The sequence below is a fragment of the Saprospiraceae bacterium genome (assembly GCA_016709995.1).
Taxonomy (GTDB): Bacteria; Bacteroidota; Bacteroidia; order Chitinophagales; family Saprospiraceae; genus JADJLQ01.
This window is the reverse complement of sequence record JADJLQ010000001.1, coordinates 3,157,194-3,178,343: the sequence shown is the minus strand read 5'-3', so window position 1 is coordinate 3,178,343 and position 21,150 is coordinate 3,157,194. Positions and strand designations below refer to the sequence as shown.

The window sequence follows — 21,150 nt, the reverse complement described above, 5'->3', positions numbered from 1 at the left end:
GGTATCGTATAGTATAAAAAAGACAATTATGAAAATGAGAAGGATTATTAACACGACCGCTATAGCGTTACTTTTATTCACCACGATTTACTGCAAAAAAGACAATACTACTGACCCGTCCACGAATGACATCAATGTTCCAGCTGTATATAACAAAATCTATGGCGCTACCAGCATCACCTCAGACGGAACTTATATCACCATCAAAAGTAATGGAGTGCCTGACCATACGAGTATATACTATCCTACTTCTAACAACTTATATGAAAATTTTAGTGGGACTACTTTTGGTGGAAACAAATTCAATAAAAATCCTAATTCCATCAGCACCCAAAATCTAACTTTTAAAATTCCATTATATCCCAAAGTGGCTACTAATCATGCCGCAACTCCCCTGGGCCCCATAGGTGTCGCCATCAATGGAGTAGCTATTTTTAATCAATATGCCGGACCCAATCAGCCCTTGACCAATGAAGTAACCAGCTTTGATCAATACTGGGGACATCCTCAACAAACTGGTCAATATCATTATCACGTAGAACCCCTTTATCTTACGACGGTCAAGGCTACGCCTTCGTCACTCTTAGGATTTTTATTGGATGGATTTCCCGTATACGGGCCTGAAGAAAATGGCAGCAAAGTGTCCAATAGTATGCTGGACGCCTATCATGGTCACAGCCACGCTACTGCTGATTTTCCGGATGGCATCTATCATTATCATATCACCAATGCCGATCCCTATATCAATGGGAGTGGATTCTATGGAACAGCCGGCACAGTATCTAGGTAGTCTGACAGTTTTTCTTTTGCTCTTTTCCTGCGGAGCATCAGATGTAAAGCTTGTACTCAATGCCAATGACCCTTCCTTATCCAGTCTTAATGGAAGAGTATTTTTTCAGCAGCGTTTATTATCGGGGGAGGTCTTTACACTTTACGAAGGTTCGACAGATACGGCTACCATACAGAATTATCTACATGGTCAGGAGCATGGCCAGTGGGTTCAATATTATCCATCCGGTGAATTAAGAGAAACCAGGTCTTTTATCGAAGGTAAAAAAACCGGTGAATATCTGGCCTGGTGGAAAAACGGAAATCTCATGTTGACTTACCAATTTGAAGATGACGAGTACGAAGGCACCTGCAGAGAATGGAATGAAAGTGGGCGGCTCATTACCGAAATGAATTATCACCGGGGATATGAGTCAGGCAGCCAAAAAGTCTGGTATGACAATGGTAAAATAAAATCAAATTATGTCATGGAATCAGGTCGTCGCTATGGATTGCTGGGTACCAAAAACTGTGTGAATGTATCTGACAGTATCTTTTAGATTTTTGGCTTTTATGCTATTGATTCTGGCCACTGCCTGCAAGGAAGTGCCTAAGGATCACCGATTGCCTTATTACAATACTCCTGATTTTACTCCTCTGTTCTTAGATCATCAGGAGGAAGCCGAGCTTCTGGTGCCACATCAGATAGGTCATTTTACCATGATGGATCAGCATGGCGATACTATCACAGATACCATCCTACATGGCAAGATTCATGTAGCCAATTTTATTTTTACCAGCTGTATGAGTATCTGCCCGGTGATGACAGATCATATGAAGTCAGTCTCCCAGGCATTTGGAGATCGTGAAGAGGTAGCCATCCTCTCCTTCAGTGTGACCCCATGGATTGATACAGTAGGGCGTTTGAAAGCCTACGCTGTTAAAAACAATATTCAATCAAAAAACTGGCACCTGCTCACTGGTGATAAAAGTGAAATCTACACCCTGGCCCGTCAATCTTATTTTGCTGAAGAAGACCTGGGTTTTACCAGGGACAGCACTGATTTTTTGCATACAGAACATGTACTGCTCGTAGACGGTCATCAGCGCATCCGAGGTATCTATAACGGTACTTTAGAGGTAGAGATAGACCAAATGATCGCCGATATAAGGGTATTATTGGAAGAACAGTAATTTTTTTAATGGGTTATTTCCCAGGCTACTATTTTTAGCCGCTACACTGTCATGTATAGGCAGAAGGCACTTATTATAGTCCTTCCGGACAACTCATGATTGTTTTTTTTCCACTCCATTACGCATTTCAACGTATGATTTTCAGCACTTCCGCTCATGCGCAAACGATGGCCAGGGAGAGATCTTTGTTTCATTAAAAACATTAAATCATAAAATCAATTTAAAAAAAATGAAAAAGAATTTATCAGCAGCCGTAATGACCATCATGATGTTTGGTATTGCAAATTTGGCCTTTGCTCAAAATCAAAAAAGTGAAGAAGCGCTATTAAAAATGTGGAAGGATGTCTGGACTGCGTATCAATCCAATAATGAGTCTGCTATGTGGAGCTTTTACAGCGCAACTGCTACCGAAGTATATCCAGATGGTAGCATCCTGGTCGGCAAGGAAGCCATCAAAAAAGGATATGAAGAATTTAAGACCATGATTGAAGGTACTCCTGTATGGACATCCTCTACACCCACGATTACCTTTATAGAACCTACTGTGGCCATGTTGATCGCAGATATCGATTCAGACATTAAGCTCAAGGGCGGGCAACAAATAGGAGGTAAAGCCAAATTTATCACGCTGGTACACAAAGTAAATGGCAAGTGGTTAATTGAAATGGACACTCAGGTTCCAGTCATATCGATGCCCATGGAGTCCGGCAAATAATATCTTTTTGCATTAGTGGATAAGGTGTATCAGGAGATCCGGGTATACCTTTTTTTAATTTATGCCAGGAGGATTATTCTATCTTTGATCATTATGTCTATGCGTGGTGGCGGCGGCCCTCCTCCGGAAATGGAAGGTGCTCCTAAAAAAGGTTTTGTCGAAAGTCTCAAATCGCTCAAACTGCTGATTCCTTTTTTTAAAATGATCTGGCGAACCTCGCCAGCCCTGACCCTGACTAATATTATTTTGAGATTGGTCAAATCTGCAGTACCCCTGGCTCAACTGTATATAGGCAAGTTGATTATAGACGAGATCGTTCATCTCATCAATAACAAAGGGGGTGATCCACACAATCTATGGGTATGGATAGGCCTGGAGTTTGGTGTGACGATGGTTTCTGAGCTGATCAGCCGGGTGATGAATTTATCTGAAAGTTTGCTCGGTGATCTATATGGCAATGTTTCTTCGGTTGAGTTGATGAACAAAGCGGCTACCATAGATCTGAGCATGTATGAAAACCCTGACTTTTATGATAAACTGGAAAGGGCTCGTCGACAGACTACCGGACGGGTAGTGTTGATGTCGATGGTATTGAGCCAATTTCAAGATATCATTACGATCTTGTTTTTGTCAGCCGGGTTGATAGCCTTCGAACCCTGGTTGATCGTATTATTGATTGTAGCAGTGTTGCCTTCCTTTATTAGTGAAGCTTATTTTTCGAGATTCAGCTACTCACTGGTACGCAGTTGGACCCCGCAGCGGCGGGAGCTTGACTATTTGCGATACATCGGTGCCAGTGTAGAGACAGCCAAAGAGGTCAAGGTATTTGGGTTGGACCATTTTCTCTCCAAGCGATTTGCTAAAATTGCTGATGAATATTACCAGGCCAATAAAGCGCTTGCGATCAAAAGGACGATATGGGGTACTCTCTTACAACTGGTCAGTACCACGGCATATTATGGAGCCTATATTTTGATCGTGATTAGGACATTGGCTGGTGCGTTGACCATAGGAGATCTTACCTTTTTATCCGGATCATTCAACAGACTGCAAAATCAACTGCAAAATATATTATCCACTTTTACCCGAATCACAGAGTCTGCCTTGTATTTACAGGATTATTATGATTTTTTGGCTATAGAGCCCTTGATCATGGACCAACCGGGTGCGATTCAAGCTCCAACTACGATTAAGCATGGTGTCCGATTTGATAAGGTCGGTTTTAAATACCCGGGCACCGAAATTTGGGCTTTGAGAAATATCAGTTTTACCTTGAATGCTGGTGAAAAACTGGCCCTGGTAGGAGAAAATGGCTCGGGTAAAACCACCCTGGTCAAATTGATCGCCAAGATGTATGATCCGACAGAAAATACTATCTATCTCGATGAAGTCGATATCAAAAAATTCTCCCTGACCTCCTATCGACAGATGATTGGGGTCATCTTTCAGGACTTCGTCCGGTTCAATTTCAAAGCCGACGAAAACATAGCCGTTGGAAAAATCGAGTCGCTGAGTGAAGAGGAGACCGTGATCAGTTCAGCCCACCTCAGCCTCGCAGATGCAGTCATCGAAAAACTACCTGCCAAATACAAACAAATGCTCGGCAGACGATTTGCCGATGGGGTAGATCTGAGTGGCGGTGAATGGCAGAAAATCGCCCTCGCGCGTGCCTATATGCGCAATGCATCTATCGTGATCCTGGATGAACCCACTGCTGCCCTGGATGCCCGTGCAGAATTTGAAGTTTTTAAGAGATTTTCTGAATTGACGGCGGGCAAGACGGCTGTAATTATCTCCCATAGATTCAGCACAGTTCGGATGGCTGATCGTATCCTTGTATTAAAAAATGGGCAAATGCTGGAGTTAGGCAGTCATGAAGAACTTCTCGCACATCAGGGTTTATACCATGAATTATTTACTTTACAAGCCCAGGGATATTTGTGAGGAAGGAGTGAAGGAGGGTGAATGGTGGAGAGCTAATATGGTGAATTGGTAAAGTGGTGAAGTGGCCCATTTACACACTTAAACCTTATTTTTGCACCATGATACCCGTAGCGATAATTGGAGGAGCCGGCTACACCGGAGGAGAATTGATCAGGATTTTACTCAATCACCCTTTTGTAGAATTGAGCGCCGTCGTCAGTGAAAGCCAGGCTGGCAAATTAGTGTCTTCTATTCACACTGATTTAGTAGGAGATACCGACCTGGTGTTTAGTTCAGCATTAAATGGTATGCCGGAGGTGATTTTTTTATGTACCGGGCATGGAAAAGCAAAAGAGTTTCTAGCCAGGACTACCCTGGACAAAAAAACGCGCATTATAGACCTGAGTATGGATTATAGATTGGCTGATCCTTCTCATGATTTTGTATATGGATTGCCGGAGCTCAATCGTGAAAAAATCAGGATCAGCAGGCATATAGCCAATTGTGGATGTTTTGCCACTGCGATCCAGCTGGCCTTATTACCCCTGGCGGAGGCAAAATTATTAAATCATGAGATCCATGTCAACGCGATCACAGGGAGCACCGGCGCTGGTCAGGCTTTGAGTGATACGGTACATTACAGTTGGCGTACCAACAATATCAGTGTATACAAGCCCTTTACACACCAACATGTACCGGAGATCAGGCAGTCGCTATCCCAATTATACCCTGATTTCGTCGCTCCAATACATTTTATACCGGTGCGGGGCAATTTTACCAGGGGCATATTTGCTACAGTATACTTTACGGTGGATATTTCAATCGCAGAAGCGAAAGATCTCTTCACTCAATATTATATCGAAGAGCCTTTTGTAAAGCTCACCGATGAAAATCCTGATCTAAAACAAGTCGTCAACACCAATAAATGTTTGTTGCATCTCGAAAAGCATCAAGACAAATTGCTGATCATCTCGGCGTTGGACAATTTATTGAAAGGAGCCAGCGGCCAGGCTGTACAGAATATGAATATCATGTATGGTTGGCCTGAAGAAAGCGGGTTAAAATTGAAGGGCGTGGTGTATTAAGGAGGTCGGTCTATTGTGATCATAGATTGACGATACACGATTGGTATAAATCCAATCGACGATCGTCAACCTATAATCGTCTTTGCGCAAGCTATTTGCCTTTTGCTTTTTTATCAGCTCGTTTTTCTTTCAGAGACTTAGCTGGCGCTTTTTTAGTTTCCTTTTTCGTGTCTTTTGTCTTTGCCATAATATTGATAATTTAAGACTGTAAATATATTATAGAAAATCTGCATTTGACAAAATTTTTTAGTAGAGGATGTAGGTCAGGTTTTTCAACATCGAACCAAAATTCCAAAACTTATCCACTTTGATTGTACCATAATCTAATTTGATAAAAGTTTTCAAAAATGGGTTAATTTTACCAAGAAAGAATTAGTATGGAAACTCAATTGAATGTGTATGGCTCCTTTGCTGATTTTATTGCTTCCCTGGACCCAATAAAAGTTTTGAGTTATCATGCTCCTGAATCCATCCAAATGCGACTAGATGAGCTTTTGGAAATGCAAAAGGATACTTCTCTCAGTAAAGCTGAACAAGAGGAACTAGATCATTTCCTGATATTAGAGCATATCGTGAGACTATCTAAGTCAAAAGCCAGGCTTCAGATTTCCCAAAAAATTTAGAAATATGAGTCAGAACATACCTGACTACTTAAGGAGGCAAGTTGGAGCTAGAGCCAATTTTCGATGTGAGTATTGTAGAAGATTAGAAGTCGATTCATTCTTTCGATATCAGTGCGATCATATTATTAGTCGCAAACACGGCGGAGATACAAAGTTTGAAAATTTAGCCTATGCTTGTCCAATATTCAACTCAGCTAAAGGGAGTGATCTAGCCACATTATCAAAGGATTTGAAGAATCTTGTTCGCTTATTTAACCCGAGGATAGATACTTGGTCTGAGCATTTCAAACTAGAATCAGGAACCATAATTTCTTCCACTGAAATCGGAACAGCAACGATCAAACTTTTGAAGTTAAACGAAGTAAATCGTATTCTGGAGAGATTGGATCTCATACAGGCAGGACTGTACCCTTAAATCGACAAAATAGATATGAGAATAATTTGATTTATAAACTTATTAGAAAATATATATGCAATACAGACTTTTTGGAGACACCAACATACCACTTTCCGCGATAGGATTAGGATGTATGGGCATGAATCATGCCTATGGCCAGCCGGATGATGAGGAGTCCTGGGCCACGCTTGAAAAATCGATAGAACTCGGTATCAACTTTTGGGATACAGCAGACATATATGCCAATGGCGCTAACGAAACACTCATCTCGAAAGTATTAAAACCTAATCGTTCTAAAATATTCCTGGCTACCAAGTTTGGTTTCAAGCCATACAGTGCGGGCAGCTTTGGAGGATTCGATGGATCTCCTGACAATGTGCGTAAAGCAATAGACCAGAGCTTAAGCAGACTACAAACCGATGTCATTGATTTGTATTATGCTCACAGGATAGACCCAAATGTACCCATAGAAGAGATGGTAGGTGCTATGGCAGAGTTGGTACACCAGGGCAAGGTTAGATATCTTGGCTTGTCCGAGGCATCGGCCAATACTATCCGAAGGGCCCATGTCGTCCATCCCATCAGTGCGCTGCAAAGCGAGTACTCCCTGATTTGTAGAGAGGTAGAAGCTGAGATCTTGCCGCTCTGCGAAGCATTGAATATTACTTTCGTGCCATTCAGTCCTCTTGCACGCGGATTGATGACCAATACCTTAAAGTTTGAAGATATTAATGACCAGGACTTCAGAAAAAAACTACCCAGGTATCAAAAAGAATATGAAGCGAATAATCAGGCACTGGCTTCGGCTTTTGCCCAACTAGCCATGGACAAAGGGTGCACTCCAGCTCAATTGGCTTTGGCCTGGGTCCTTGCACAAGGGGATCATATTATTCCTATTCCCGGAACAAAAAAACGCCGGTACCTGCAAGAAAATGTTGGGGCCATCGGCCTGGAATTGACCGATGAAGAATTGACTGCCATGGAGGATATCATTGCAAAATACCCGCATACCGGCCCCAGGTACAACGAAGACAATATGAAGTATGTAGATAAAAATTAAATCTTATTTTAGCCTAAATCTGAATTGCATGCCACGAACTGATCCTCGTATAGATGCCTATATCGACCAAGCGGCTCCTTTCGCTCAACCCATCTTGAATCATATCCGCCAATTAGTACATGAGGCTTGCCCTGAAGTAGAAGAGACCATAAAATGGAGCTTTCCCCATTTTGATTATAAGGACAATGTCATGTGTTCTATGGCAGCATTCAAGGCTCATTGTGCTTTTACTTTTTGGAAAGCTGAACTCATTCAATCGGGCAAAGGCGTTTTGCAGATGGCTGAAAAAAATGCCATGGGTGACCTTGGTAAAATCACTTCACTGAAGGATCTACCCGCTGATAAAGTAATGATCAAAATGATTAAGGAAGCCAGCAAATTAAATGAAGCCGGCATTAAAACACCCCGACCTAAGCCTCTGCCGAATGACAAAAAAGTACTCGATATGCCGGAAGACCTCATCAGGGCTTTGGCCAAAAATGAAATAGCAAAAAACACATTTAATGCCGCTTCTTATTCCCATCAAAAAGAATATGTCCAATGGATTAATGAAGCAAAGACGGAAGCTACTCGACTAAAAAGGATTATCACCACGGTAGAATGGAATGCAGAAGGCAAAGGCAGGAATTGGAAATACGAAAAACCTAAATAATCATCTCCGGATATAATTATTGCTAAAAGATCCGTGCGGGCATCTTTGACTTTAAAATATTACAATTCAGCTTTTTCAAAATTGATCCTTTTCGAAAAGTACATGACCGCAGCCAATACCACAAACAATCCTACGCTCCCGATCAATAAAGCCCAATCCTGCAATTGAATCAATATAAAAATAAAGCCATACAACAAAGTCAGTACTAAGCTGAAAGTCCCTGCAATTTTTTTGCTCTTAAATACAAAAGTAGTGTACCAGGTCACCAACAAAACTATGGAGCCAGCGGCGATCAAATAAGCCCAATTATAATTAAGGTATTCTGATATCGACAACAGCAGCGTATAAAACACACATAGGGCCAGGCCCACTAAAACATATTGAAAAGCATGCACTTCTTTTTGCTGCAATATTTCAATAAAATAATACAATGCCAGCGTAAGGCCGATAAACAGGAGCGCGTATTTTACTGACCTCGTCGTCTTTGAATAATGATCGGATCCCTTCAAAAAATTCACACCAAAATCTGCTGCATGTACCTCATATTTGGTATCCTTAAAACTTTGAGGAAAATTGCGGTTCAGGTCTAATATTTTCCAGTCTGCTATAAAACCTTGTTCGGTGATTTGAGCCTGGTCCGTGGGTAAAAAAGCGCCGGTAAAAGAAGGGTCCGGCCAGCTGGATTCCATATGCACCTTTGTAGTTTTTCCGGTAGGCACGAAGGATAAATTTTGTGATCCTCGAAGACCCAGCTCCAGCGAAAATGAATGTTGGGATGAGGTAAGTGAGTTATTTGGGATATTTACTTTCAGCCCATTAGGAATAAAATCATTCATTGGCGCACCTACTTCAAAAGTATATTGTTGTGTGTCCCAGATTATATTAATTTGATCTTCCAGACCTCTAAAGTCCGTCAACCCAAGACAAATAAATGCTTCATTCCACAATATGGCTGTGGTAGGAATATTAAGAGTGCTGATATTCAAACTATCAAATTTTCCGGTGACAATGACCTTTGATTGATATACGACAATGTCAAAGATACTTCTGTGTCGTGTTTGAGGTGTGACCAATACTGCTGCATTCAAATCTGATGGCAGGAAATAAGCCAGTTTTCTAAAGGTGTTTTTTTGATCTAAGGATAATTCTATATACGGAATGATCAAAACGGGTCCATTGATGGTTTGATTGGATGCCCATTTATTGCTTACTTCCTGGCTCACTTCCGTTTGGCGATTTTGTCGCTCCTGAACCAGGCTCGAGATATTGGCCATGGGGATCATTAAGACCAATATGATAAAACCGACCATTATACCACGAAGGGTTAGCTGGTTTTTTTTAAAAAAATTATTTTCCATGTTAAATTATTTTTCGTCTTAATAATTGCACCTTATTACTTGAATGCTTCTATTTTCTGGGGCAAATCAGCTCGTGTTATTAATGACCACTCAGTGGTGTCCCGAGGATGCCTACGGCAAGTTCTGCCCATAAGAGGAGGAGTATCGTAAGCAAGGCTACACAGATGACTATTCGGAGTCCTCTTTGATTTACTTTCCTGATCACAAGCTCACAGAGGAGTCCGGTGCCGAGCAACAAGACTCCAGCGACTACAAAATCTGACAGATTCCAACTTACTTCTTCAGTGTACTGCATCGCTATGAATGGTATCAGCAAAAGGAAGGCTACGATGACCACGATGATGAGGAGTCGGTTATTATTCTTAATCATATTAAATTTATTTTCCTTGGTAATTGTTTAATTGAATGTGGTGGATTATTTTAATTGGTTGATAAGATGCTCGAGGGCGGCCAGGTGTTCTTTGAATGCCTTTTGCCCTGCGTCTGTGACTTCATAGGTCGTGTTGGTTTTGCGACCAATAAAGCCTTTGTTCACTTTGATATAGGCATGATCTTCAAGTGATTTGAGATGAGAGGCGAGATTGCCATCGGTGACATTGGTCCACTCTTTCAATTGATTAAAATTGACCTCTTCATTGATCAATAAACTGCCCATGATGCCCAGGCGCACCCGACTGTCAAATACTTTATTGAATGGAAGAACGGGGTTTTTCATCAGGAACTTTTTTTGTCATATTTATTCCACATGTATCCTCCATATAGTATGTGGGCCACCCCAAAACCTAAGGCCCAAAAATACAAGCCATACCCGGATAACAATAAATTGATGGCTCCCAGGCCTATTTCTATATACCCCAGGTATCTGATATCACCCAGTGTGTACTTACTCGCATTGACCAGCGCAAGTCCATAAAATAGCAGACACCCAGGGGCTATCATACTTATATAACCCAGGTCCATCAATTTTAAAAGGTAGAGACCGCCTGCTACTAGGGGCAGACCAAGATTGATCAGCATTCGGCGACTGGCGTGATTCCATAGTGTGCCCTGAAGTTTTTTGGATTTGAGGTAAGTAAACAGAAAGCCGACCATCAAGGATATAATTAAGGTGACTATGGCGATACAAAACAAGGGAGAAGTAAAATACCCATCCAATGAAGGGATATCCTTGGCTTCATATTGCTGGGAAGTTAATTCCAGGTAAGCAAAACCGGCTCCTGCAAGGCCTATCAATCCTGCAGCCACTCCACTCAATCCGCTCAGACTGAGAAATCGGCTGCTTTTTTCCATCATAGATTTGATTTCATTCAGCGAGGAGAAAGGATCGGTTAACTGTGTCATAAAAAGTACTTTGAAATGCAAAGTGAACGCTTTTTCCAATTTGTCAAGCGAAATGGCATTTTTTCATAAAATAAAGTCCGAATGGGGGTGTTGCGGGCGGCATTTTCAGATATCTGAAATGTTTTGGTTCAGCATTTTAAATGATGGGTAAAGAGCCTTAATCGTTGAGACTCACATAATTCTAAAAAACTTTATTACTTTTTAAACCATTTGAGTGTAAATTTGTCCTTACTTAGACAAAATCCAAATAGGGTTTAAAAAAGTTAATAATCTATAAAGCGCTTAAAATGAAAAGAGTATATCTTGACAACAATGCCACTACCCCTTGTGATCCTAGAGTAGTAGAGACCATGGTGCCCTATTTTTTCGAAAAATTTGGCAATGCAGCCAGCCGCAGTCACCCCTACGGATGGGAAGCTGAAGAAGCAGTAGATTATGCCCGGGAGCAAATTGCTACCCTGATTCATGCTGATTCAAAAGAAATCATTTTCACCTCTGGCGCTACAGAGGCCGATAACCTGGCTTTGAAAGGGGTCTTTGACATGTATAAGAAAAAAGGCAACCATATTATCACCGTGACCACAGAGCACAAAGCAGTGTTGGATACCTGCAAGCACCTGTCTGAGCTGGGTGGCGACATTACTTATCTCCAGGTGAACGATAAAGGATTGATCAATCTGGCAGAACTGGAAGCGGCTATCAAACCTACTACTATATTGGTATCGGTGATGTGGGCCAATAATGAGACCGGGGTCATCCAACCTATGAAAGAAATTGGAGATATCTGTGCCCGGCATGGTGTGTTATTTATGAGTGATGCGACCCAGGCTGTAGGTAAAATCGATGTCAATCCCCGCGAAATGGGAGTGCATCTGATGGCATTTACCGCCCATAAAATGTATGGCCCAAAAGGAGTAGGTGCACTCTATGTAAGTCGCAAAAACCCCCGGGTAAAAGTCACGGCCCAGATGGACGGTGGTGGTCATGAGCGGGGTATGCGTTCAGGCACTCTGAATGTCACCGGCATCGTAGGTTTTGGCAAAGCGGCAGAGCTTTGCAGACTGGAGATGGCTACAGATATGGCTAGAATCACTGTCATGAGAGATCGACTGGAGACAACCCTCAAAAATGCTATGGAAGAAGTTTATATCAACGGAGATCCGGCCCATAGAATGCCTCATGTCACCAATATGTCATTTAAACATGTCGAAGGCGAAGGCCTCATGATGACCTTTAATCAGCGGATGGCCTTGTCATCAGGATCAGCTTGTACTTCGGCCTCCCTGGAGCCTTCTTATGTTTTGGTAGCTCTGGGCTTGGGCGATGACCTGGCCCATTCTTCTTTGAGATTTAGCTTAGGCCGGTTTACCACAGATGAAGACATTGATATTGCTATAGAGTCAATCAAAGAAGGAGTCAATCATATGCGGGAGTTGAGTCCGATCTGGGAAATGTATAAAGAAGGTATTGACTTGACTCAAGTCAGTTGGGCCTCTCATTAATGAAAACTTTTTAATCAACAATATTGTTTCTATAATCAATAAATAAAATAAATACTATGGCTTATTCAGAAAAAGTACTCGATCACTTCCAGCATCCTAAAAATGTCGGCACCCTGGACAAAGGCAAAAAGAATGTCGGTACCGGGCTCGTTGGTGCTCCGGAGTGTGGTGATGTGATGAGACTTCAAATAGAAGTAGATGAGGCTTCCGGTACCATCACCGATGCTAAGTTTAAAACCTTTGGTTGCGGATCAGCTATTGCTTCTTCTTCTCTGGCTACTGAATGGCTCAAAGGTAAATCACTGGAAGATGCGATGAAAATCGACAATATGGATATCGTGGAAGAGTTGGCGCTGCCTCCTGTTAAGATCCACTGTTCTGTATTAGCAGAAGATGCCATCAAAGCAGCCATCAAAGATTATCAAACTAAAAACGGGATCGTCGTCACCGAACCTACTGCGACGGCCCAGGCTTAATCGTAAATCAGTATGATCTATATATCTGACATAGCCAAGCAAAGAGTTGAAGAGATCATAGCTAAGGAAAAACTTACTCCGGATTATTTTGTCCGGGTTAGCGTGACCAGTGGTGGATGCTCCGGGCTAACGTATAATATGGATTTTGACAATGAGAGCCGTCCCAAAGACCAGGTCTTTGAAGACAAAGGCATCAAGATCGTCACAGACACTAAAAGCTTCCTCTATTTATTTGATACCATTCTTGAATTTTCAGGGGGTCTTCAAGGCAAAGGATTTTATTTTGAAAATCCCAATGCCAGCAGGACTTGTGGCTGCGGGGAGAGTTTTGCGGTGTAGATCATAAGTCAAATCATCAGTGGGGTAATCTTTTGCGAAAATAACCATAAGCAAAAGTACCTGACATCGCTGCTAATAAAAATACAATCAGTACAGTATAACCACTGCCTAATAAAATAAACATAGGTCCCGGGCATACGCCAGCCAAAGCCCATCCAAGCCCGAAAATGAATCCTCCGATGATATACCTCTTCCAACTGGTATCCTTTGGATTGATCACGATCTCTTTACCTTCAATAGATCTGAGGTGTTTTCGTTTGATGATTTGAACCATGACGATTCCAACAGCGATGGCACTCATGATGATCCCATACATATGAAAAGACTGAAAGTGGAACATCTCAAATATTCTAAACCAGGATACAGCTTCAGTTTTATACAAGGTGATTCCGAGCAGAATACCCACCAAAATATATCTTGACATTTTCATTGGTAAAGAGAATTAATTAGTTGTGAAAAATGAATGGGAATAAAACGTAGGTCATAAACAAACCCCCGGCAAAAAATCCTATGACCGCGTAGAGGGAGCCCAGCTGTAAAGCCGACATGCCACTGATCGCATGACCGGAAGTACAACCACCGGCATAGCGGGCACCAAATCCTACTAATAGACCCCCGACTACGATGACCAGAAATCCAGGGAGCGTAAATAATGCAGGCCATTCATAAAACGGAGGCACCAGCGGCACTTCTCCAGGCTGGTAATTAAACCCCAATCCTTTGAGTTGCTCCACGGTCGCATCTGATACATGGGCTATATTTTGTCCTGCAGGAGTAAAATAATGGGCAGCTACATATCCGCCAAACATGGACCCCAGGGCGACCAATAGATTCCACCCCTGTGATTGCCAATCGAACTTAAAAAAATCAGCCATCTCATCTGCACCATCTGCGGCACACATCACTCTGAAGTTGGCCGAAATGCCAAATTCCTTGCCAAAAAGCAGCAAGATGAACATAATGCCCGCGATCATTGGTCCTCCAACCCACCAGGGCCAGGGCTGACTCACAAAATCTTTTATTTGAGTAAAAAAATCAATTACCATTGTCTGCAAAATTTTTCTAAAAATACAGATCTAAACGGATATACCAAGATGAAGATTTCAGGTAGTCTCTCCTTTAAATTTTAGCATAATCTAAATCGATCGAAGCTCTCATCCTCGCTACAATAGAAATGATAAAATGCTGTATCAGCATTCCATCTATCATGAGCTACATAGGTTAATGGAGTTAAAATAAATCCGATGCCAGGAAGTTGATCTTCTTTCGCAGGGTTTAAGAAAAATTAATCATAATACCTGCCTATATGATCGGCGATGGCTCTTCTCAGTTTGAGCACATCGATCTCCCCCATTTGCCGATGCACGATCTCACCGCTGGGAGATACTAGCAAGGTATAGGGCAGTGCTCCCTGCCATTGAGGATCTACTGCTTCTATCAAAGCATATTTGTCCTCACCATCATAGATTACATTTTTGTTGGAGGCAAATTTTTCTTTGAGGAAGGCAAGTGCTTTGTCATAGCTTTTAGGGGCATCCATTGATACACTGACAAATTCAAAATCTCTGCGTCTATACATATGATCGGATTCGACCAGGCTGGAGAATTCTGCTACGCAGGGTCCGCACCAGGTAGCCCAAACATTGATGAGTCGATATTTTTTATTGCCTTCATTTTTAACCAAAGCCTGGATGGCAGTTATATCTGCTTTTTGAAGGTTGACCGGTTCGGCTGCCCATTTTTGTACTTCTGATATTTTGTTAACTGATTTTTCAGCCCATTTGACACTACAGCCAAAGACTTTGGTCGTGGCAGGCATTACAGGTTTGTTCGTCAGCATGGCATCGACTGCATCACGCAGATTGTGTATGGACTCTTTGCCTATATATTCATTGTCATCAATACGGCCCTGATATTGTAGTTTTCGGGATTTGTCAAATACAAAAACATGAGGAGTAGCGACCGCGCCATATTTATGCGAAGTCTCCTGGGTAGCTCCATCATATAGATAAGGGAAATTAAAACTTTTATCTTTTGACCGGATGATCATCTCCTCATAGCTATCATTGAGGTCGGTATAACCCATCTCATTGAAAAGAACTGATTTGTCCGAATTGGGGCTGATCGCTACCAGGCGGACATTTTTGGACTTATAATCATTGACAAATTTTATAACACGATCTTCATAGGCCTGGGCAGTGGGGCAGTGATTGCAGGTAAATAACACAACCAAAATATTTGCGGATGCAAAGCTTTTTAAAGAATACATTTTGCCATCAGTGCTCTTGAGATTAAAATCCGGAGCAGCGGCTCCTATCTCCAGGGTTTTAGGATCCTCAGCGGCTTTTATCATACTTGAAAAGCAAAAACTAAAAAACAATAAAATTGAAATTTTCCTGATCATAGGTTTGATGATTATTTTTTTTAAAGTGCTAAAGATACTAAGAAAGCAAAGTTTATGCAATCGATTGATTAAAATCGGTTTGCTTCCACTTTATATTGCACCCTACACTGGGATATTGACGATCAGGTACCGCTGTTCCTGACAGTACAGCATCTATCGCAGCCCTTAGATCCTGACCAGTGGGGAGAAGATCGTTTTTTGGCCTGGACCCATCTAATCTGCCCCGGTACACCAGGCTTGCTTCGCCATTGAATACATAAAAATCAGGTGTACAGGCAGCATCATAGGCTCTGGCGACTTCCTGACTTTCATCATACAAATAGACAAATGGGTAACCCAATGCCAGGGCATGAGATCGCATCTGGTCAGGGCCATCCGCAGGATACTTCACAGCATCATTAGCACTTATAGCTATGAAAGCGACTCCTTTAGGCAGATAATCATTGGCGATTCGGATGATCTCTGCATTGACATGTAGTACATAAGGACAATGATTGCAAATAAACATGATGACGGTGCATCGATCAGACTGTAATTCTTTTAATGAAATGCTTTTGCCTGAAATAGTATCCGGCAATCTAAAATCAGGTGCAGCAGTACCTAAGGCAAGCATCTTTGATTCTGTTTGTGACATAGGATGCAAAGATAGCCATTAGAACAGGTATCCGTCAAATGTGAATGATTTATCCTTCCTCTTATTGACCCTGACAAGAAATTGAAAATCAACTTCTTTTAACATCCGAAGGATAAAAAATTAAACGGATTATTTTGCAAGTTAAAGGCTGATTAGTAATTCCTAAAGTTAGAGACATCGCTAGCAGGGATTTCTAAACAACAAAACTCTTTGGCCGCAGGTAGACTTTAGGTACAACCAGATATAACATCAAAGTCGAAATCTATGACCAATCAGACTGCCCTGGTAGGCACCAGTGATCATGGTTCAGAATTTTGGGTAAAAACATCATGACAAACTATGAAGATATTGTCGAGTTTTGGCCCCACCATTCTATTTCATTGTACAAGATTCTGAAATTTTTTATGTTGAAACGCGAGGTTTACCAATGTTACCAATGTTATTATAGACATGGGATGATGGCGGAAAAATTGAAACTTTAGACAAGGTGCGTTGGTCAAAAATAGCAGATTCTCTTCTTCCGTTTTCGTACCAAACACATTCGACATCATGACCACTATGAGAATTCCCTCCGAATACATGCTGTCTAAGACAATACTTTTGTACTATCATGATAGGGCCACCACTTCGTTTCTGTACTCTATCTCCAGCTACAAATTTTCTAATAGTCATATCAATTAATAATTTTAGTTAAACCATTAAATCAGACTTTCGGGACTCTGCTGTGACCAGAACTTAATCATATATCTTCCGAAAAGCAATCGGATCCAGTAAAAACATTGACCCACAATGCCTACCTGAATTGCGGTCTGTTCGATTTGAGGCCTTTCGCAATCTGATCTTTGGGGAAATTCTTTATATTAAAATATCCATTTTCTAACCTTGGATTAAAAAATTGATAGTTCATGTCTATGGGAATATTTAAAAAAGGTAATTTAACTTTTATGAAGTCCTGATTCATTTCAAGGATTTCTATATCAATTGTTTTTGTCTCCATTTCAATAAAGATTTTATATTAATTATTGAATTTCAAATGTTGCGAAAATCTATGGTTATAATATAGGTTAATTTAATTGACGATGTCGGAGCCTGGCTTGATTTGCCTTATTTAATCAATGCTGCCGCATCGAAATTAATCGATTCCATTATAAACAATACCCAATGTGAAAAAACTTACATCTCCTTACTGGTCAAACCCGGACAAAATTATTTTCATTGAGAAAATAGTTTTCGTCAGATTCCCTAGGAGGTTAGGGTTTAAAGCGGCTGGTCAAAAAGTCCAGCCGCTTTATCGCTTAGGCAATAGCAATCTGCTTAGGAGGAAGTGATTTGGCCTCTTCTTTTTTGGGAATGATTACCCTCAAAATTCCATTTTCGTAGCTTGCCTTTATTTTAGATTCATCTACTACGGTCTTAGGCAAATTGAAAGATCGACGAAAGGACTGATAGCTAAACTCCCTGCGTGTATATCGTTCGCCTTCTTTGAGTTCGTCCAAATTCTCTTTTTGAGAAGTAATCGTCAAAATTTCGTTGTTCAGTTCTACACAAAAATCTTTCTTGCTCATACCGGGTGCAGCCATCTGCACTGAAAATTCGTCATTGTTTTCGACAATATTGACAGTGGGCAAGGTAGTATTGGTGAAAGAATGGTTGCGGTTCTCCCAGTCGAATAAATCTCTCGTGAAAAAATCATCGAACAGTTGTGGTACTGTCGGAAAAAGTGAATTTCTTTTTAGCAGTGTCATAATTACCAGGTTTTAAAAGGTTATACAATTGATTTAAAAAAATAAATTATTAAACGATTAATACAAGGTTTTATAAAAGAGATTCATGCATGAATACATTCTAATCCATCAAAGTGAATGCCATTTGAATGAAACTGAAAAATTGTCAGTATTTGTTAATAATCTTTAACATTAAAGTGAAATTTTGACCAATCTAATATATTTAAGAATCTGTCATTTTGACTATCATAGGGTGCCCACTACAGGGTATAGAATTTTCTTTATAGTGTATACCTTAATGCCCACCAGAGAGCAGGAATAAATTTGTGGATCAATAAAAATTTAGAATTATTTTTTCGGACGGATCAATGCCTTTGCCAGAGCATAATTTAATACTTTTTTTCTGGTAGCCGGTATATCTATAGGTGTATTAGACAAGATGCAATAAAAGAAACCTTCCTCTGGAATGCTCACATAATCAGCAGTAAATCCCCCCTGCGAGCCGGTGTGCGCGTACATAGGATGCCCCTCAAAAGTGGAGATAAACCAACTCAATCCAAGCTGACTGGGTTTGTCACCTACCCAGGCATTGTGCGGATAAATAGTCCTGGCCATTAATTTAACCTCAGGACTCACGAACTCGACGCGCTCTATGGCTTTTTCATATTGAATCAATTCATTCACACTGCTCCATATACCGCCATTGCCCGCAGCATTAAAAGTTGGTTCCTCCCCATAATCCAGTTCTCGCCAGGAACCATCTACCTTCGGTACATAAGCATGAGTAACCCCGGAATCAGGCAATGCGCCATCAGTAATCGTGCTGGTCAGCATCCTGGCTGGCGTGAATATTTTTATTTTGATATAATCCTGCCATTTAAAATGAGTCACCTGCTGTATAATCAGGGCCAGGGCGTTAAAAGCGGGATTAGAGTAGGTATATTGAGAGCCGGGTGCAAAAAGTAAAGTATCATTTTGCAGTATGGGTGCCCAATTTTGAGCGTCATCGGCTGTGAGATAATATATGCTGTCTTGTTGGACAGGCCGGTTATCAGGCAGTCCCGAGGTATGAGTCAGCAAATGATAGATGCGCACCTGCCTCCCGATATCCGGGTTTTTAAAATCTGGAAAAAATTTAATCAGGCTGTCTGTCAGGCTTAGTTTTCCTTCGTCTGCCAGGTTGAGTATGGCATAGGCGACAAAAGTCTTAGTGATAGATCCCACATTAAACAGTGAGTGTTCGCCGATAGGCTTCATTGATTTAATGTCTTCTACACCTTGATAAGATTGTAATGCCAGGGAGTCCCAGGACATGATCTTCATGGCGAAGCCAGGCGTTTTTGTACCGGCTGACGCAGGCATACCTTGTACCAAATCGTGCGCTCCGTTCGTTGTATTTTCAGTTTTACAAGCGATCAGGATGGAGCTGGCTAGAAATATAAGAGTAAGTTTGTGATGCATAGCTTGACAATATAGTTCGACTTGGGTTACCAAACAATATCGATTATCTTTATGGCCTCACGAATGTAAATAATTTAATTTATGAAGATAAGATTTTGCGGAGCTGCAAAGGAGGTGACAGGGTCATGTCATATGATCACGCTGGATGATGGATTTAAATTGCTGCTGGATTGTGGTATGTTCCAGGGTGAAAATAATGACGAACTCAATCGACAGTGGTTTTTTAAAGCGAATGAGATCGACGCAGTAGTGCTCTCTCATGCACATATCGACCACTGTGGCAGGATCCCCAAGCTGGCAAAAGACGGTTTTGAAGGCAATATATTTTGTACTCCTGCTACCAGGGATCTTGCAGCGATCATGCTGATGGACAGTGCCAAGATCCAGGAATCAGATGCTATGTACGAAAATAAAAAGCTTACGAAGAACCAAAACTATCGTGGCGAACTGGTACAACCGCTGTATACCATCAAGGATGCAGGCCGGGTCATGCGTCAGTTTGTAGGGTTTAATTATAATCGCTGGTTTAGGATTCATGACAATGTCGAAGTGCTTTTTAGGGATGCCGGTCATATCTTGGGGAGTGCCAATGTCACTTTAAGGGTCAGGGAAGGAAAAGGCATCACGATGCTGGGCTTTACGGCAGATATCGGACGACCGGCCAGACCTATATTGAGAGATCCGGAGCCAATGCTGCCTGTGGATTATCTGATCTGCGAATCTACTTATGGTGACCGATTGCATCATGATGCGCCCAGCGAAGACAATAGATTTCTGGATATCATACACGAGACCTGTGTGGTAAAAAAAGGTAAATTAATCATACCGGCATTCAGTGTAGGTCGTACCCAAGAGATCGTGTATCTGTTGGATCAGGCGTCTAATCGTAAACTGTTGCCTCCAATTCAAGTATATGTGGACAGCCCACTCGCGGTCAATGCCACCAACGTGTTCCAGATACATCCGGAATGTTTTGATGCTGAGTTGCACGAATATATGTTGTTTGATAAAAACCCATTTGGATTCAATGGCCTCAATTATGTAAAATCAGTCGAGGAATCCAAGTCATTAAATAACAATAACGAACCCTGCATCATCATCAGCAGCTCTGGTATGGCCAATGCCGGTCGGGTAAAACATCACCTGTCCAACAATATCGAAGATCCTAAAAACACTATTTTGATCGTTGGTTATTGTTCACCCAACACGCCCGGTGGCATGCTGAGAAATGGAATAGATAGAATCAAATTTTTTGGTGAAGAAAAAATGGTTCGCGCCAAAGTCGAGATCATGGATAGTTTTTCTGCTCATGGAGACCAGCTGGAGATGTATAATTTTATAAAAAATCAAATTCCATCTGCACAAAAGATCTATTTAGTCCACGGAGATGAAAAAGTGCTTCCCGAATGGAAACATTTTCTTTCTGAAAAAGGATTTTCTAATATCATCGTCCCTTCTCTTGGGCAAGAGTTGGATGTATAAAAACATCGCAGG

Annotated in this window: 25 protein-coding genes; 14 read left to right on the top strand and 11 right to left on the bottom strand. The window is 41.4% G+C overall.

What is annotated here, in order from left to right; genetic code table 11:
• The first annotated feature begins 28 nt into the window (after positions 1-28).
• The 10 genes from IPJ09_13565 (at position 29) to IPJ09_13520 (ending at position 8,417) form a co-directional block, all read left to right on the top strand.
• On the top strand, positions 29-790 hold the full coding sequence (locus tag IPJ09_13565; GenBank protein ID MBK7372440.1) for a YHYH protein: 762 nt from the start codon (positions 29-31) through the stop codon (positions 788-790).
• On the top strand, positions 762-1,328 hold the full coding sequence (locus tag IPJ09_13560; protein MBK7372439.1) for a toxin-antitoxin system YwqK family antitoxin: 567 nt from the start codon (positions 762-764) through the stop codon (positions 1,326-1,328). The genes IPJ09_13565 and IPJ09_13560 overlap by 29 nt, the downstream gene beginning before the upstream one ends.
• Positions 1,306-1,962: an SCO family protein gene (locus IPJ09_13555; protein ID MBK7372438.1), complete on the top strand. Its 657-nt coding sequence runs from the start codon at positions 1,306-1,308 to the stop codon at positions 1,960-1,962. Before IPJ09_13560 ends, IPJ09_13555 begins: the two co-directional genes overlap by 23 nt.
• A 229-nt stretch (positions 1,963-2,191) precedes the next feature.
• A complete protein-coding gene (locus IPJ09_13550) occupies positions 2,192-2,677 on the top strand; it encodes a DUF4440 domain-containing protein (GenBank protein MBK7372437.1) in 486 nt (161 codons plus the stop codon).
• 129 nt (positions 2,678-2,806) lie between these two features.
• Complete coding sequence (locus tag IPJ09_13545) at positions 2,807-4,621, top strand: ABC transporter ATP-binding protein (GenBank protein ID MBK7372436.1); 1,815 nt, start codon at positions 2,807-2,809, stop codon at positions 4,619-4,621.
• 98 nt (positions 4,622-4,719) lie between these two features.
• The gene (locus tag IPJ09_13540) at positions 4,720-5,685 is read left to right on the top strand and encodes an N-acetyl-gamma-glutamyl-phosphate reductase (GenBank protein ID MBK7372435.1); all 966 of its coding nucleotides are present in this window, start codon (positions 4,720-4,722) and stop codon (positions 5,683-5,685) included.
• Positions 5,686-6,062: 377 nt separating this feature from the next.
• Positions 6,063-6,308, top strand: a complete 246-nt coding sequence (locus IPJ09_13535; protein ID MBK7372434.1) for a hypothetical protein — start codon at positions 6,063-6,065, stop codon at positions 6,306-6,308.
• Between the two features lie 4 nt (positions 6,309-6,312).
• Positions 6,313-6,723, top strand: a complete 411-nt coding sequence (locus IPJ09_13530; protein MBK7372433.1) for an HNH endonuclease — start codon at positions 6,313-6,315, stop codon at positions 6,721-6,723.
• A 55-nt stretch (positions 6,724-6,778) separates the two neighbouring features.
• Positions 6,779-7,765 (top strand): aldo/keto reductase, encoded by a 987-nt coding sequence (locus IPJ09_13525; GenBank protein ID MBK7372432.1) that lies wholly within the window; start codon positions 6,779-6,781, stop codon positions 7,763-7,765.
• Between the two features lie 28 nt (positions 7,766-7,793).
• Positions 7,794-8,417, top strand: coding sequence for a YdeI/OmpD-associated family protein (locus tag IPJ09_13520; GenBank protein MBK7372431.1), 624 nt, complete (start codon positions 7,794-7,796; stop codon positions 8,415-8,417).
• Between the two features lie 59 nt (positions 8,418-8,476).
• Here IPJ09_13520 and creD read toward each other — a convergent pair whose 3' ends face one another.
• The 4 genes from creD to IPJ09_13500 all read right to left on the bottom strand — a co-directional run bounded on the left by creD (position 8,477) and on the right by IPJ09_13500 (position 11,116).
• Positions 8,477-9,775, bottom strand: coding sequence for a cell envelope integrity protein CreD (gene creD / locus IPJ09_13515; GenBank protein ID MBK7372430.1), 1,299 nt, complete (start codon positions 9,773-9,775; stop codon positions 8,477-8,479).
• A 79-nt stretch (positions 9,776-9,854) separates the two neighbouring features.
• A complete protein-coding gene (locus IPJ09_13510) occupies positions 9,855-10,145 on the bottom strand; it encodes a hypothetical protein (GenBank protein MBK7372429.1) in 291 nt (96 codons plus the stop codon).
• Positions 10,146-10,190: 45 nt separating this feature from the next.
• Positions 10,191-10,490 carry a transcriptional regulator gene (locus tag IPJ09_13505; protein MBK7372428.1) on the bottom strand — a complete coding sequence of 100 codons (300 nt, stop codon included), beginning with the start codon at positions 10,488-10,490 and terminating at the stop codon, positions 10,191-10,193.
• Entirely contained in the window at positions 10,490-11,116 is a 627-nt protein-coding gene (locus IPJ09_13500) for a hypothetical protein (protein ID MBK7372427.1), read from the bottom strand. The genes IPJ09_13505 and IPJ09_13500 overlap by 1 nt, the downstream gene beginning before the upstream one ends.
• Before the next feature lie 287 nt (positions 11,117-11,403).
• Between IPJ09_13500 and IPJ09_13495 the strand changes: the two genes are divergently transcribed.
• From IPJ09_13495 to IPJ09_13485, 3 genes are read left to right on the top strand one after another with little or no spacing between them, the layout of a single operon-like run.
• Complete coding sequence (locus IPJ09_13495) at positions 11,404-12,618, top strand: IscS subfamily cysteine desulfurase (GenBank protein MBK7372426.1); 1,215 nt, start codon at positions 11,404-11,406, stop codon at positions 12,616-12,618.
• Positions 12,619-12,674: 56 nt separating this feature from the next.
• Entirely contained in the window at positions 12,675-13,094 is a 420-nt protein-coding gene (gene iscU, locus IPJ09_13490) for a Fe-S cluster assembly scaffold IscU (GenBank protein ID MBK7372425.1), read from the top strand.
• Between the two features lie 12 nt (positions 13,095-13,106).
• The gene (locus IPJ09_13485) at positions 13,107-13,433 is read left to right on the top strand and encodes an iron-sulfur cluster assembly accessory protein (protein MBK7372424.1); all 327 of its coding nucleotides are present in this window, start codon (positions 13,107-13,109) and stop codon (positions 13,431-13,433) included.
• Between the two features lie 16 nt (positions 13,434-13,449).
• Here the strand turns inward: IPJ09_13485 and IPJ09_13480 are convergent, their stop codons facing one another.
• The 7 genes from IPJ09_13480 to IPJ09_13450 all read right to left on the bottom strand — a co-directional run bounded on the left by IPJ09_13480 (position 13,450) and on the right by IPJ09_13450 (position 19,656).
• A complete protein-coding gene (locus tag IPJ09_13480) occupies positions 13,450-13,863 on the bottom strand; it encodes a YeeE/YedE family protein (GenBank protein ID MBK7372423.1) in 414 nt (137 codons plus the stop codon).
• 16 nt (positions 13,864-13,879) lie between these two features.
• Entirely contained in the window at positions 13,880-14,479 is a 600-nt protein-coding gene (locus IPJ09_13475) for a YeeE/YedE family protein (GenBank protein ID MBK7372422.1), read from the bottom strand.
• A gap of 239 nt (positions 14,480-14,718) precedes the next feature.
• The gene (locus tag IPJ09_13470) at positions 14,719-15,837 is read right to left on the bottom strand and encodes a redoxin domain-containing protein (protein MBK7372421.1); all 1,119 of its coding nucleotides are present in this window, start codon (positions 15,835-15,837) and stop codon (positions 14,719-14,721) included.
• 52 nt (positions 15,838-15,889) lie between these two features.
• A complete protein-coding gene (locus IPJ09_13465; GenBank protein MBK7372420.1) occupies positions 15,890-16,471 on the bottom strand; it encodes a thioredoxin family protein in 582 nt (193 codons plus the stop codon).
• Positions 16,472-16,873: 402 nt separating this feature from the next.
• On the bottom strand, positions 16,874-17,143 hold the full coding sequence (locus IPJ09_13460; GenBank protein MBK7372419.1) for a DUF2158 domain-containing protein: 270 nt from the start codon (positions 17,141-17,143) through the stop codon (positions 16,874-16,876).
• 623 nt (positions 17,144-17,766) lie between these two features.
• On the bottom strand, positions 17,767-18,216 hold the full coding sequence (locus IPJ09_13455) for an Hsp20/alpha crystallin family protein (GenBank protein MBK7372418.1): 450 nt from the start codon (positions 18,214-18,216) through the stop codon (positions 17,767-17,769).
• A 327-nt stretch (positions 18,217-18,543) separates the two neighbouring features.
• Positions 18,544-19,656, bottom strand: coding sequence for a beta-lactamase family protein (locus IPJ09_13450; protein MBK7372417.1), 1,113 nt, complete (start codon positions 19,654-19,656; stop codon positions 18,544-18,546).
• Between the two features lie 81 nt (positions 19,657-19,737).
• Between IPJ09_13450 and IPJ09_13445 the strand changes: the two genes are divergently transcribed.
• Positions 19,738-21,138 (top strand): MBL fold metallo-hydrolase, encoded by a 1,401-nt coding sequence (locus tag IPJ09_13445; GenBank protein ID MBK7372416.1) that lies wholly within the window; start codon positions 19,738-19,740, stop codon positions 21,136-21,138.
• The last annotated feature ends 12 nt before the right edge of the window (positions 21,139-21,150 follow it).